This window comes from Streptomyces sp. NPDC042336 (assembly GCF_055581985.1).
On record NZ_JBVJEA010000021.1, the window covers coordinates 68,502 to 80,539 of the forward strand.

Annotated in this window: 12 protein-coding genes; 6 read left to right on the forward strand and 6 right to left on the reverse strand. The window is 71.7% G+C overall.

Annotated features, from left to right (window positions below):
- Nucleotides 1-488: 488 nt before the first annotated feature.
- The 5 genes from folP to ACZ6IM_RS32635 all read left to right on the forward strand — a co-directional run bounded on the left by folP (nucleotide 489) and on the right by ACZ6IM_RS32635 (nucleotide 3,661).
- Entirely contained in the window at nucleotides 489-1,352 is an 864-nt protein-coding gene (gene folP, locus ACZ6IM_RS32615) for a dihydropteroate synthase (RefSeq protein ID WP_052836363.1), read from the forward strand.
- Nucleotides 1,349-1,852 (forward strand): nuclear transport factor 2 family protein, encoded by a 504-nt coding sequence (locus ACZ6IM_RS32620; protein WP_052836364.1) that lies wholly within the window; start codon nucleotides 1,349-1,351, stop codon nucleotides 1,850-1,852. Before folP ends, ACZ6IM_RS32620 begins: the two co-directional genes overlap by 4 nt.
- 282 nt (nucleotides 1,853-2,134) lie before the next feature.
- The gene (gene folB, locus ACZ6IM_RS32625; protein ID WP_052836365.1) at nucleotides 2,135-2,494 is read left to right on the forward strand and encodes a dihydroneopterin aldolase; all 360 of its coding nucleotides are present in this window, start codon (nucleotides 2,135-2,137) and stop codon (nucleotides 2,492-2,494) included.
- Nucleotides 2,491-3,102, forward strand: coding sequence for a 2-amino-4-hydroxy-6-hydroxymethyldihydropteridine diphosphokinase (gene folK / locus ACZ6IM_RS32630; protein ID WP_052836366.1), 612 nt, complete (start codon nucleotides 2,491-2,493; stop codon nucleotides 3,100-3,102). The genes folB and folK overlap by 4 nt, the downstream gene beginning before the upstream one ends.
- 70 nt (nucleotides 3,103-3,172) lie before the next feature.
- The gene (locus tag ACZ6IM_RS32635; protein WP_052836367.1) at nucleotides 3,173-3,661 is read left to right on the forward strand and encodes a DUF3180 domain-containing protein; all 489 of its coding nucleotides are present in this window, start codon (nucleotides 3,173-3,175) and stop codon (nucleotides 3,659-3,661) included.
- 42 nt (nucleotides 3,662-3,703) lie between these two features.
- Here the strand turns inward: ACZ6IM_RS32635 and folE are convergent, their stop codons facing one another.
- The 6 genes from folE to dacB all read right to left on the reverse strand — a co-directional run bounded on the left by folE (nucleotide 3,704) and on the right by dacB (nucleotide 11,317).
- On the reverse strand, nucleotides 3,704-4,309 hold the full coding sequence (gene folE / locus ACZ6IM_RS32640; RefSeq protein WP_030184086.1) for a GTP cyclohydrolase I FolE: 606 nt from the start codon (nucleotides 4,307-4,309) through the stop codon (nucleotides 3,704-3,706).
- 132 nt (nucleotides 4,310-4,441) lie between these two features.
- A complete protein-coding gene (gene ftsH, locus ACZ6IM_RS32645; RefSeq protein ID WP_052836368.1) occupies nucleotides 4,442-6,481 on the reverse strand; it encodes an ATP-dependent zinc metalloprotease FtsH in 2,040 nt (679 codons plus the stop codon).
- A 196-nt stretch (nucleotides 6,482-6,677) separates the two neighbouring features.
- Nucleotides 6,678-7,238: a hypoxanthine phosphoribosyltransferase gene (gene hpt, locus ACZ6IM_RS32650; protein WP_007452004.1), complete on the reverse strand. Its 561-nt coding sequence runs from the start codon at nucleotides 7,236-7,238 to the stop codon at nucleotides 6,678-6,680.
- Nucleotides 7,239-7,315: 77 nt separating this feature from the next.
- The gene (gene tilS / locus ACZ6IM_RS32655; protein ID WP_469561525.1) at nucleotides 7,316-8,374 is read right to left on the reverse strand and encodes a tRNA lysidine(34) synthetase TilS; all 1,059 of its coding nucleotides are present in this window, start codon (nucleotides 8,372-8,374) and stop codon (nucleotides 7,316-7,318) included.
- 191 nt (nucleotides 8,375-8,565) lie between these two features.
- Nucleotides 8,566-9,693, reverse strand: coding sequence for a zinc-dependent metalloprotease (locus ACZ6IM_RS32660; RefSeq protein WP_052836370.1), 1,128 nt, complete (start codon nucleotides 9,691-9,693; stop codon nucleotides 8,566-8,568).
- Between the two features lie 67 nt (nucleotides 9,694-9,760).
- Complete coding sequence (gene dacB, locus ACZ6IM_RS32665) at nucleotides 9,761-11,317, reverse strand: D-alanyl-D-alanine carboxypeptidase/D-alanyl-D-alanine endopeptidase (protein ID WP_469561610.1); 1,557 nt, start codon at nucleotides 11,315-11,317, stop codon at nucleotides 9,761-9,763.
- A 124-nt stretch (nucleotides 11,318-11,441) separates the two neighbouring features.
- On the opposite strand from dacB, the gene ACZ6IM_RS32670 reads away from it, so the two are divergent.
- A complete protein-coding gene (locus ACZ6IM_RS32670) occupies nucleotides 11,442-11,933 on the forward strand; it encodes an inorganic diphosphatase (RefSeq protein ID WP_007452023.1) in 492 nt (163 codons plus the stop codon).
- The last annotated feature ends 105 nt before the right edge of the window (nucleotides 11,934-12,038 follow it).

Here is a 12,038-nt window from a genome sequence, read left to right on the forward strand (position 1 = left end):
CGACGGCCGGCAGCCGGGGCGGCGTGGCGACGCGGCGGGAGAGCCGCGTACGGCGGGCTGGGGCAGCGCGGGCGTTGGCGGCCCGCAGCCGCGTACGGCGGGCCGGGGCAGGGCGGCGTTGGCGGCCCGCAGCCGCGTACGGCGGGCCGGGGCAGGGCGGCGTTGGCGGGCCGCAGTCGCGTACGGCGAGAAGGGGTCGTGTCGGGGGGTGTCCGCCCGCAGCGGTTGGCGCGTCAACGGAGTTCCACTTCTGTGGCCGACCGATTCCGCGCCGTTCCGAGGACGGACACCCCCCGGCACGGCCCCGACCCACCCACCGAACCCACCGCGCACCGCGAACCCCCACCACCCCGCACAGGCGCCGCAGGCACCCCGCACCGCGAACCCCCACCGAACCCGCACAGGCGCCGCAGGCACCCCGCACCCACCACCGCACAGGCGCCGCAGGCACCCCGCGCCCCCCGCAGCCCACCGCATACGCTGAACACATGAGCAAGCAGACCGGCCGCCGACGCCATCTCGCGGGACTGACCGCATGGGACCGCTGCGCGGTCATGGGAGTCGTCAACGTAACCCCCGACTCCTTCTCCGACGGCGGCCGCTTCTTCGACACCACGGCCGCCATCAAACACGGCCTCGACCTGGTCGCCGAGGGCGCCGACCTGGTGGACGTCGGCGGCGAGTCCACCCGCCCCGGCGCGACCCGCGTGGACGAGGACGAGGAGCTGAGGCGCGTGGTCCCGGTCGTACGCGGCCTCGCCTCCGAGGGCGTCACGATCTCCGTCGACACCATGCGCGCCTCCGTCGCCGAGCAGGCACTCGCGGCCGGCGCCGCCCTGGTCAACGACGTCAGCGGCGGCTTGGCCGACCCCCGGATGATCCCCGTCGTCGCCGACGCGGGCGCCCCCTTCGTCGTCATGCACTGGCGCGGCCTCCTGGAGGGCGGAAACGTCCGGGGCACCTACACCGACGTCGTCACCGAGGTCGTGGACGAACTGCACGCACGCGTGGAGGCCGTCCTCGACGGCGGCATCGCCCCCGACCGCATCGTCGTGGACCCCGGCCTTGGCTTCTCCAAGGACGCCGAGCACGACCTCGTCCTCCTCGCCCACCTCGACCGCCTCCTCACCCTCGGCCACCCCCTCCTGGTCGCCGCTTCCCGCAAACGCTTCCTCGGCCGGGTCCTCGCCGGCCCGGAAGCCGCCCCGCCCCCCGCGCGCGAGCGCGACGCGGCCACCGCCGCGGTCTCCGCGCTCGCCGCGCACGCCGGCGCGTGGGCGGTACGCGTCCACGAGGTCCGCGCCACGGCCGACGCCGTCCGCGTCGCGCGTGCGGTCGAAGGAGCCCGGTGAGCACCCCGCACCTCGACGTCGAACAGGTCGAGGCCGCCAACACCGCCTTCTACGAGGCCCTGGAGGAGGGTGACTTCGAGAAGGTCTCGGAGTTCTGGCTCACCCCGTCCGACCTGGGCATCGACGAGTCGTACCACGACCCGGCCGACGCCGGCGTGGTCTCCTGCGTGCACCCCGGCTGGCCGGTGCTCACCGGCCGCGGCGAGGTCCTGCGGTCCTACGCCCTGATCATGGCGAACACGGACTACATCCAGTTCTTCCTCACCGACGTGCACGTCTCCGTCACCGGCGACACCGCCCTGGTCACCTGCACCGAGAACATCCTCAGCGGCGGCCCCGCACCCGACGGCGGCGAGGAGCTGGGCCCGCTCGTCGGCCAGCTCGTGGTCGCCACCAACACGTTCCGCCGCACCCCAGCCGGCTGGAAACTCTGGTCGCACCACGCCTCCCCCGTACTCGCGGAGACCGAGGACGAGGACGGCGAGGACACACCCCCCTGACCCGACCGCCGCCGCCCACCGCCGCCCATCGCCGGCGTCCGCCGCCGACCACAGCGACCAAGAAGTGGTTGGAATCACGGCCCGACGGGTAGGGGCGGCTACCAACCCGTGATCCACCGGGACCGCCAGGGAAAACGCCCGGTGAAAACAGCCGCCTCCCCACCCCGCCCCGCACCCCGTGGCCCGGCGCTGTCGGTGCACGCGGGTAGATTCGACTGGGGCCGCCGTACCACCCGCACGTGGTGCGACCGGCCGAGACCGACGACTGCAGGAGTGATTCGCGTGGATCGTGTCGCGCTGCGCGGCCTGAAGGCCCGTGGGCACCACGGTGTGTTCCCCAAGGAGCGCGAGGACGGCCAGACCTTCCTCGTGGACATCGTCCTTGGCCTGGACACCCGCCCGGCCGCGGCCGACGACGACCTGGCGAAGACCGTGCACTACGGCATCGTGGCCGAGGAGGTCGTGGCCGTCGTGGAGGGCGAGCCGGTCAACCTCGTCGAGACCCTCGCCGAACGCATCGCCCAGGTCTGTCTGAAGCACGAAGGGGTCCAGGAGGTCGAGGTCTGCGTCCACAAGCCGGACGCGCCGATCACCGTCCCCTTCGACGACGTGACCGTCACCATCATCCGGAGCCGTGTATGAGCGCCCCCTTCGCCCAGGGTCCGAGCGACCCGACCGTACAGCCCGTGCCCGCCTCCGTCATCGAGCAGGTCGACGCCGCGGACACCACCCTGTCCAACCCCAAGCGCGCGGTGATCGCCCTCGGCGCCAACCTCGGCAACCGCCTGGAGACCCTTCAGGGCGCGATCGACGCCCTGGAGGACACCCCGGGCGTACGCGTCAAAGGCGTCTCGCCCGTCTACGAGACGGAGCCGTGGGGCGTCGCACCCGACAGCCAGCCCTCGTACTTCAACGCGGTCGTGATCGTGAAGACGACGCTGCCCCCGTCCTCCCTCCTGGAGCGGGCGCACGCGGTCGAGGAGGCCTTCCACCGGGTCCGCGACGAGCGCTGGGGCCCGCGCACCCTGGACGTCGACATCGTCGCCTACGCCGAGGTCGTCTCCGACGACCCGCAGCTCACCCTCCCCCACCCGCGCGCCCACGAACGGGCCTTCGTGCTGGCCCCCTGGCTGGACGTGGACCCCGAGGCCGCGCTGCCCGGGCAGGGCAGGGTCGCGGACCTCCTGGCGGCCGTCACCCGGGACGGCGTCGCGCCCCGTGCCGACCTGGAACTCCGGCTGCCCGAGTAGTCGTTAAGGTCGACGAGGACGACGAGGTCATGACGACCGCGCCGGGGAGCCGAAGGGACACCGGAACACCGTGAAAGAGTTGCGCGTCAGGGTGCTGGCCGCCGTGTTCGTCATCGCCGGAGTGCTGTCCTGGGCCGGTGCCCGCCTGTGGAACTCGGTGGGGACCCTCCCGAGCGTCCCGCTGGCCGCCCCCGTCGTCCTCGCCCTGATCGCGGTGATCCTGCTGGCCACGGCGCTCTCGATCCGCGCCCGCCTCAAGGCCCAGCGGGAGCGCGTCCCCGGCGCCAAGGGCGTCGACCCGATGATGGCGGCCCGCGCCGTGGTCTTCGGCCAGGCCAGCGCCCTGGTGGCCGCCCTCGTCTCCGGCATGTACGGCGGCACGGGCGTCTTCCTCCTGGAGTACCTCGACATCCCGGCCCGCCGCGACCAGTCCATCTACGCGGGTGCCTCGGTCGTGGCGGGTATCGCCGTGATAGCGGCCGCCCTCTTCCTGGAGCGGGTCTGCAAACTCCCGGAAGACGAGGACGACGACCACCCGGGCACAGCGACAGCCGCGTGACGCACGGCACCGCACCCCACACCACGCCCCGGCAAGCCCTCCTCAGCGAGCCATGATCAGACTCATCGCCTCGTTGCGCGTCGCCACATCCCGCAGCTGACCCCGCACGGCCGAGGTGAGCGTCTTCGCGCCGGGCTTGCGGATGCCCCGCATGGACATGCACATGTGCTCGCACTCGACCACGACGATCACCCCGCGCGGTTCGAGGATCTCCATCAGCGAGTCGGCGATCTGCGTGGTGAGACGTTCCTGCACCTGCGGGCGGCGCGCGTAGACGTCGACGAGACGGGCCAGCTTGGACAGACCGGTGATCTTCCCGCTGGTGGAGGGGATGTAGCCGACGTGCGCCACACCGCGGAACGGCACAAGATGATGCTCACAGGTCGAGAACACCTCGATGTCCTTCACCAGGACCATCTCGTCGTGCCCGAGGTCGAACGTCGTCGTCAGCACGTCCTGCGGCTCCTGCCACAGGCCGGCGAATATCTCCTTGTACGCCCGCGCCACGCGCGCCGGGGTCTCCCTGAGGCCCTCGCGGTCCGGGTCCTCACCGACCGCGATCAGCAGTTCGCGTACGGCGTTCTCGGCCCGCTTCTCGTCGAACTCGCCGATCTCGCCCTCGCCGTCCAACGTCACGGGGTCGGTCATCTGATGCCTCGTTCCTGATCCGTCCTGCGGTCGGCATACGAAAATGCCGCACCCCCCAGGCTAGAACCTGGGGGGTGCGGCATACATTCCGGGCCTGATCGGGCCGCCGGGGGCGGTCCGGGAGGGACCGGGTCAGCTCTCCGGGCGGTCCTCCGGTGCCCGTTCCGGTGCCGGAGCGGGCTCCACCGTGGTGCTCTTGGCGGTGGAGATCGCCGCCGTCGCGCCGTTCGCACCGTTCGTCAGGGCGAGCTCCTTGGGGGAGAGCACCGGCGGACGGGTCGAGGGCGTACGGCGGGAGGAGCCGGTCCAGGCGGGCCGGGCCGGGCGCTTGACGATCTGGGAGAAGACCTCGGCGATCTCCTCCTTGCCCAGCGTCTCCTTCTCCAGCAGCGCGAGGACGAGGTTGTCGAGGACGTCGCGGTTCTCGACCAGGATCTCCCAGGCCTCGTTGTGCGCCGTCTCGATGAGCTTCTTGACCTCCTCGTCGACCAGCGCGGCGACCTCTTCCGAGTAGTCGCGCTGGTGGGCCATCTCGCGCCCGAGGAACGGCTCGCTGTTGTCGCCGCCGAACTTGATCGCGCCGAGGCGCTCGGTCATGCCGTACTGCGTGACCATCGCCCGGGCCAGACCGGTGGCCTTCTCGATGTCGTTGGCCGCGCCGGTCGTCGGGTCGTGGAAGACCAGTTCCTCGGCCGCACGGCCGCCCAGCATGTAGGCGAGCTGGTCGAGCATCTCGTTGCGCGTGGTCGAGTACTTGTCCTCGTCCGGGAGCACCATCGTGTAGCCGAGGGCCCGGCCTCTGGACAGGATCGTGATCTTGTGGACCGGGTCGGAGTTCGGTGAGGCCGCCGCGACCAGGGCGTGACCGCCCTCGTGGTACGCGGTGATCTTCTTCTCCTTGTCCGACATGATCCGGGTCCGCTTCTGCGGGCCCGCGACCACGCGGTCGATCGCCTCGTCCAGCATGTGGTTGTCGATCAGCTTCTGGTCGCTGCGGGCCGTCAGCAGGGCGGCCTCGTTCAGCACGTTGGCCAGATCGGCACCGGTCATGCCGGGCGTACGGCGGGCGACGGCCGACAGGTCGACGTCGGGCGCGACCGGCTTGCCCTTCTGGTGGACCTTGAGGATCTCCAGACGGCCCTGCATGTCCGGACGGTCGACCGCGATCTGCCGGTCGAAGCGGCCGGGGCGCAGCAGCGCCGGGTCGAGGATGTCGGGCCGGTTCGTCGCGGCGATGAGGATCACGCCGCCCTTGACGTCGAAGCCGTCCATCTCGACGAGCAGCTGGTTCAGGGTCTGCTCTCGCTCGTCGTGACCGCCGCCGAGGCCGGCGCCGCGGTGGCGGCCGACCGCGTCGATCTCGTCGACGAAGACGATGGCCGGGGCGTTCGCCTTGGCCTGCTCGAACAGGTCGCGCACTCGGGAGGCACCGACACCGACGAACATCTCGACGAAGTCGGAACCGGAGATCGAGTAGAACGGCACGCCCGCCTCGCCCGCGACGGCACGCGCGAGCAGGGTCTTGCCGGTGCCGGGCGGGCCGTACAGCAGCACGCCCTTGGGGATCTTGGCGCCGACGGCCTGGAACTTGGCCGGCTCCTGGAGGAACTCCTTGATCTCGTGGAGCTCCTCGACGGCCTCGTCGGACCCGGCGACGTCGGAGAACGTCGTCTTGGGGGTGTCCTTGGTGATGAGCTTGGCCTTGGACTTGCCGAAGTTCATGACCCGGGAGCCGCCGCCCTGCATCTGATTCATCAGGAACAGGAAGACGACCACGATGAGGACGAACGGGAGCAGGGAGAGCAGAATCCCGACGAACGGGTTCTGCTTCGACGGCGACACGGTGTAGCCGTCGGGGATCTGCTTGTCCTGGTACTTGTTCTGAAGTGTGTTGGCGAGGGTCACGCCCTGGTCGCCGATGTAGCTCGCCTGGATCTTCGAGCTGCCCTCGACCTTCTGGCCGTCCTTGAGCTGGACCTTGATGGTCTGCTCGTCACCGGTGGTCAGCTTGGCCGACTCGACCCTGTTGTCGTTGATCGCCTGGACGACCTGGCCAGTGTCCACCGTCTTGTAGCCGCCGGACGAGCCGACGACCTGCATCAACACGACCACGGCAAGGACGGCCAGCACGATCCACATGACCGGCCCACGGAAGTATCGCTTCACGTCCATCCACACGGAGCGGTGCCGCCCCGTCCCTCCTGCCATAGTGAGTTTGATAAGACAGTTCTTCTGACGGTACCCCAGCGTGGCGGCCGTCAGCCGCACGGGCGGGCCGACGTCCCGTCTGCATGCTCCAACGGCGCGAGGTCCCGAGGGGTTCCCGGGTGGCCCGCCGAAACGCCGTGAAGCCCGTTACAGGGCCGCGTCAGCCGCCGTACACGTGGGGCGCGAGCGTACCGACGAACGGGAGGTTGCGGTACTTCTCGGCGTAGTCGAGGCCGTAGCCGACGACGAACTCGTTGGGGATGTCGAAGCCGACCCACTCCACGTCGATGGCGACCTTCGCGGCGTCGGGCTTGCGCAGCAGCGTGCACACCTTGAGGGAGGCGGGCTCGCGCGAGCCGAGGTTGGAGATCAGCCAGGACAGGGTCAGGCCGGAGTCGATGATGTCCTCGACGATCAGGACGTGACGGCCCTTGATGTCGGTGTCGAGGTCCTTGAGGATCCGCACCACACCGGAGGACTGGGTGCCCGCGCCGTAGGAGGACACCGCCATCCAGTCCATCGTGACGGGGGTGGACAGCGTGCGCGCCAGGTCGGCCATGACCATCACGGCGCCCTTGAGGACGCCGACGATGAGCAGGTCCTTGCCCGCGTACTCCGCGTCGATCTTCGCGGCCAGCTCGGCCAGCTTCGCGTCGATCTCTTCCTTGGTGATGAGTACCTTCTCGAGGTCGGCACCCATGTCGTTCGCGTCCACCCGCATCACTTTCGGTCGTCCGTCCCACCGGCCGCTCCGGAGCGTCCGCCGATCCGTGTGCGGATCGGTGGGAGGGTCCGGATTCAGCCTTGCCGAATCACCAGTCTGCCACCCTGCCGCCGGGCGACGACTTTGCCGGGGAGGTTGATGGCCCCCTGACCGCGCCAGCCGGTGATCAGCCGGTCGACTTCCTCGATGTGGCGGGCGAACAGGGCACCCCCGGGAGCACCGGCCTCCAGGGCGGCGCGGCGCAGGATCCGGCGGCGTACGGCGGGCGGCAGGGCGTAGAGCTTGGCGCACTCCAGTCCGCCGGTGGCGTCGCGGACACCGGCCTCGGCCTGGCGGGCCCAGGTGTCGAGGGCGTCGGCGTCGTCCCGGGAGAGTTGGGCCGTACGGGCGAGGGCCTCGACGACGCCCTTGCCGAGCGCCTTCTCCAGGGCGGGCAGGCCCTCGTGGCGCAGCCGGGAGCGGGTGTAGGCGGGGTCGGTGTTGTGCGGGTCGTCCCAGACGGGGAGGGACTGGGCCATACAGGCCTTGCGGGCGGTCTGGCGGTCGACCTGGAGGAAGGGGCGCCGGTAACGGCCGCCGGCCCCCGAGACCGCGGCCATGCCCGACAGGGAGCGGATGCCGGAGCCGCGGGCGAGGCCCAGCAGGACGGTCTCGGCCTGGTCGTCGCGGGTGTGGCCGAGCAGGACGGCGGCGGCGCCGTGACGGGCGGCGGCGGCGTCCAGCGCGGCATAGCGTGCGTCCCGGGCGGCGGCTTCCGGCCCGCCGGCGCGGCCGACGGTCACAGCGGTGGCCTCCACGGGGTCGAGGCCCAGTTCGCGCAGGCGCAGGACGACCTCTTCGGCGCGCAGGTCGGAGCCGCTCTGGAGGCCGTGGTCGACGGTGACACCGCCGGCGCGGACGCCGAGCCGGGGGGCCTCGAAGGCGAGGGCGGAGGCGAGCGCCATGGAGTCGGCACCGCCGGAGCACGCCACGAGCACGAGCGGTGCCGTCGGAAGCGCGGGCGCGCGCTCGGGCGTACGCTCGACGGCCGTCGCGGCGGGTACGCCGGCCGGAGTGTTCAGTTCGGTGAGGATGTCGTGGAGGACGCGGCGGACCGCCAGGCGTATCGCCGCGACCGCAGGATGGGGACCCATGTCCGGTGCCCTTCATGAAGTTGTCGGGGGTGAGCCCGAGGTTCGGTCACGCAGAGTGTGTAGATGGTGACAGAAACGGGCCGTTCTCCGAGCATCGCACGCCTGCCGAAGGCTCACGGTCCCTCGGACGGGTGATTGGAGGGTCGTTCGCCTGCCGTCGGCCGAAATCGTTCACGCCCCGCCCGCGCGGCTCACGCCTCCGGCTTGCGGTGCACCCGCGCGATCCAGTCCGCCGGTTTGGCGATCTCCGACTTGGTGGGGAGCGTGTTGGGCGAGGTCCAGACGCGGTTGAAGCCGTCCATGCCGCACTCGTCGACGACGGCCCGTACGAACCGTTCGCCGTCCCGGTACTGGCGGAGCTTGGCGTCCAGGCCGAGCAGCTTGCGCAGCGCCATGTCGAGGCGGGAGGCGCCCTTGGCGCGGCGCTGCTGGAACTTCTCCCGGATCTCGCCGACGCTCGGCACGACCGCGGGTCCGACGCCGTCCATCACGAAGTCGGCGTGCCCCTCCAGGAGGGACATCACGGCGGTGAGGCGGCCGAGGACCTCCCGCTGGGCCGGGGTCTGCACCAGTTCGACGAGCGAGCGGCCGCCGTCGTCCTCCTCCGCGTCGGGACGGCCCCCGGCGAGGGACTGGGCGGCCTCGCGGACGCGTTCGAGCACGGTCATGGGGTCGACGTCGGTCTCGGCCAGGAACGACTGGATTTCGCCCTCGAGGTGGTCACGCAGCCAGGGCACGGCGGTGAACTGGGTGCGGTGCGTCTCCTCGTGCAGGGTCACCCACAGGCGGAAGTCGTGCGGCTCCACGTCGAGTTCGCGCTCCACGTGCACGATGTTCGGCGCGACCAGGAGCAGCCGTCCGCCGCCGTTCGCGCCGGCGGGCAGTTCCCGGGTGGCGGGGGCGAACGTCTCGTACTGGCCGAGGACGCGGGAGGACAGGAACGACAGCAGCATGCCCAGCTCCACGCCGGTGACCTTGCCGCCGACGGCGCCGAGGACCGCGTTGCCCGCGCCGCCGCCGCGCCGCTCCTGCATCTTCTCCAGCAGGGGTTTGAGGATCTCCCGGAACCCGGCGACGTTGGCCCGGACCCAGCCCGGCCGGTCGACCACCAGGACGGGGGTGTCATGGGTCTCCTCGGTGCCCATCCGGGTGAAGCCGCGGACGTGCTCCTCCGAGGACTTGGCATGGCGGCGGAGCTCGGCGACGACGGCCCGGGCCTCGTCGCGGCTCACCTCGGGGCCCGGCCGTACGAGCCGGGTCGCGGTCGCCACCGCGAGGTTCCAGTCGACCATGCCGGAATTTGCGCCGATGCTCGTCATGCGTCAACGGTACGGGAGCGCTGCCGCTGGGGGCAGTCGTGCGGGCGGTGGGTGCGACTGCCCGCGGCTAGGGCGTCCGGGACGCCAACGCCGTCGCCGCTCGGTCCAGGGCCGACTGGGCGGCCCAGGCGTCCGTCGTGTCGTTGGCCAGGAAGGCGAAGCCCAGGAGGCGGCCGTCGGGGGTGGTCACCGTGCCGGCGAGGGTGTTCACGCCGGTGAGGGTGCCGGTCTTGGCGCGGACGAGCCCCGCTGCTCCGTCCGTGTAACGGCCGGCCAGGGTGCCGGTGAAGTGGGCGACGGGCAGGCCGGTGAGCACCGGGCGCAGCTGGGGGCGGGCCGGGTCCGCCGCCTCGGCCAGCAGGGCGGTGAGCAGGTCGGCGCCGATCAGGTCGGTCCGGTCCAGGCCGCTTCCGTCGTGGAACCGCGCGCCCCGCACCGGCAGGCCCAGCTGCTTCAGACGGGCGGTGACGGCGGCGCCGGCCCCGTCGAAGTCGGCGCGCTTGCCGGTCGCCACGGCGGTGTGGCGGGCCAGGGCCTCGGCGAGGTCGTTGTCGCTGTTGGTCAGCATCCGCTCGACGAGGGCCGACAGCGGGGGCGAGGAGACCGCGGCGAGGGTGTCGGCGCGGGCCGTGGCCTTGGAGGGGCCGGGGGCCGACGCGACGATGCCGTGCCGCTTCAGGAGGCCGGCGAAGGTGCGGGCGGCGTCGGCGGCCGGGTCGGCCACGCGCGGGGCGGGGCCGCTGGTGGAGTCGTCGGTGCGGCCCTCGTCGGTCATCAGGGCGGTGACGCGGGCGAGGTTCTCGTTGACCCCGATCGGGTGCATCTCCGTACCGGCGTAGAGCGTCGTGTCGTACGACAGCGTCACCTTGCGCACGTCGCGCTTCTTCAGGGCGGCGGCGGTCTTCTCGGCGAGGGCGCGCAGGTCGGCGAGGCCGCGGGTGTCCTCGCGCGCGGTGAGGGTGGGGTCGCCGCCGCCGACCAGGACCAGTTCGCCGGTGTCGTCCTCCAGGGCGGTGCGGGTGGTGAGGCGGTGGTCGGGCCCGAGGGCGGTGAGGGCGGCGACGGCGGTGGCGATCTTGGTGGTGGAGGCGGGGACGAGCGGGGCACCGACGCCGAGGCCGTACAGGCGCTTGCCGGTGGTGAGGTCGACGACGGCCGCCGCGCGGCGCCCGCCCAGCGCGGGGTCGTCCTTCAGCAGGGGGTCGAGGAGGCCGGCGAGGTCCTTGTCGCCGGGTGCCGCCTTGACGCCCCCGGGGGTGGCGGTGCCGCCGAGGCCGGCCAGTACGGCTCCGGCGCTGGGCGCGGGGCGGGGCGAGCCGGACGCCGTACCGGAGGCCCCGGGTCCGCTGCCGTGATCTGCGCCACCCGTGTGGTCCAGGGCGACGGCCCGGTCCCGCTCGGCCGTACGCTGACCCGTGGAGTCCCAGGGGCCGGCGGCGGTCACCACACCGGCGGCCAGTGCCAGCCCGGCGGTGGCGGCACCGGCGGTGTACTGCCAGGTCTTCGGCCGCGTGATCCGGGCGAGCTGCGGAGCCGTGGCCCGTGCGGACCGCGCGACCCGCGGTCCGGCGGTCCTGGCGAAGCGTGCCAGACGGGGACGAACGGCACGCGCGGCCCGCGCCATGTGCGGTCCCGCGGCCCGCCAAGGCCTCAGCTCCGGCACCGTCACCAGCCCCTTTCGCGATCACACACCTGCGTGAGGGACACTTAACCACCAGAACTATGTGCTGATCATGGAGGAGCGTCCGGTGGAGTTCGACGTCACGATCGAGATCCCGAAGGGTTCGCGGAACAAGTACGAGGTGGACCACGAGACCGGTCGTATCCGCCTGGACCGCCGACTGTTCACCTCGACCGCCTACCCGACCGACTACGGCTTCGTCGAGAACACCCTCGGCGAGGACGGCGACCCGCTGGACGCGCTGGTCATCCTGGACGAGCCGACCTTCCCGGGCTGCCTCATCCGCTGCCGCGCGATCGGCATGTTCCGGATGACGGACGAGGCCGGCGGCGACGACAAGCTGCTGTGCGTGCCGTCGACCGACCCGCGTGTGGAGCACCTGCGTGACATCCACCACGTCTCGGAGTTCGACCGCCTGGAGATCCAGCACTTCTTCGAGGTCTACAAGGACCTGGAGCCCGGCAAGTCCGTCGAGGGCGCCGACTGGGTGGGCCGCACCGACGCCGAGGCCGAGATCGAGCGGTCGTACAAGCGCTTCAAGGACCAGGGCGGCCACTGATCAGGCGCCCCTCCCGTAACGGGCCGCACGCACACGCGTGCGGCCCGTTTGCGTTTGAGTGGCCATACTGAGGTCATGAGGAGGGTGAGTTCGTACCAGGGAGCG

Coding starts and splice junctions, on each gene's coding strand:
- folP (WP_052836363.1), top strand. CDS start 489: ATGAGCAAGCAGACCGGCCGCCGACGCCATCTCGCGGGACTGACCGCA.
- folK (WP_052836366.1), top strand. CDS start 2,491: ATGAGCGCCCCCTTCGCCCAGGGTCCGAGCGACCCGACCGTACAGCCC.
- folE (WP_030184086.1), bottom strand. CDS start 4,309: ATGACCGACCCCGTGACGTTGGACGGCGAGGGCGAGATCGGCGAGTTC.
- ftsH (WP_052836368.1), bottom strand. CDS start 6,481: ATGGACGTGAAGCGATACTTCCGTGGGCCGGTCATGTGGATCGTGCTG.
- hpt (WP_007452004.1), bottom strand. CDS start 7,238: ATGCGGGTGGACGCGAACGACATGGGTGCCGACCTCGAGAAGGTACTC.
- tilS (WP_469561525.1), bottom strand. CDS start 8,374: ATGGGTCCCCATCCTGCGGTCGCGGCGATACGCCTGGCGGTCCGCCGC.
- ACZ6IM_RS32660 (WP_052836370.1), bottom strand. CDS start 9,693: ATGACGAGCATCGGCGCAAATTCCGGCATGGTCGACTGGAACCTCGCG.
- dacB (WP_469561610.1), bottom strand. CDS start 11,317: ATGGCGCGGGCCGCGCGTGCCGTTCGTCCCCGTCTGGCACGCTTCGCC.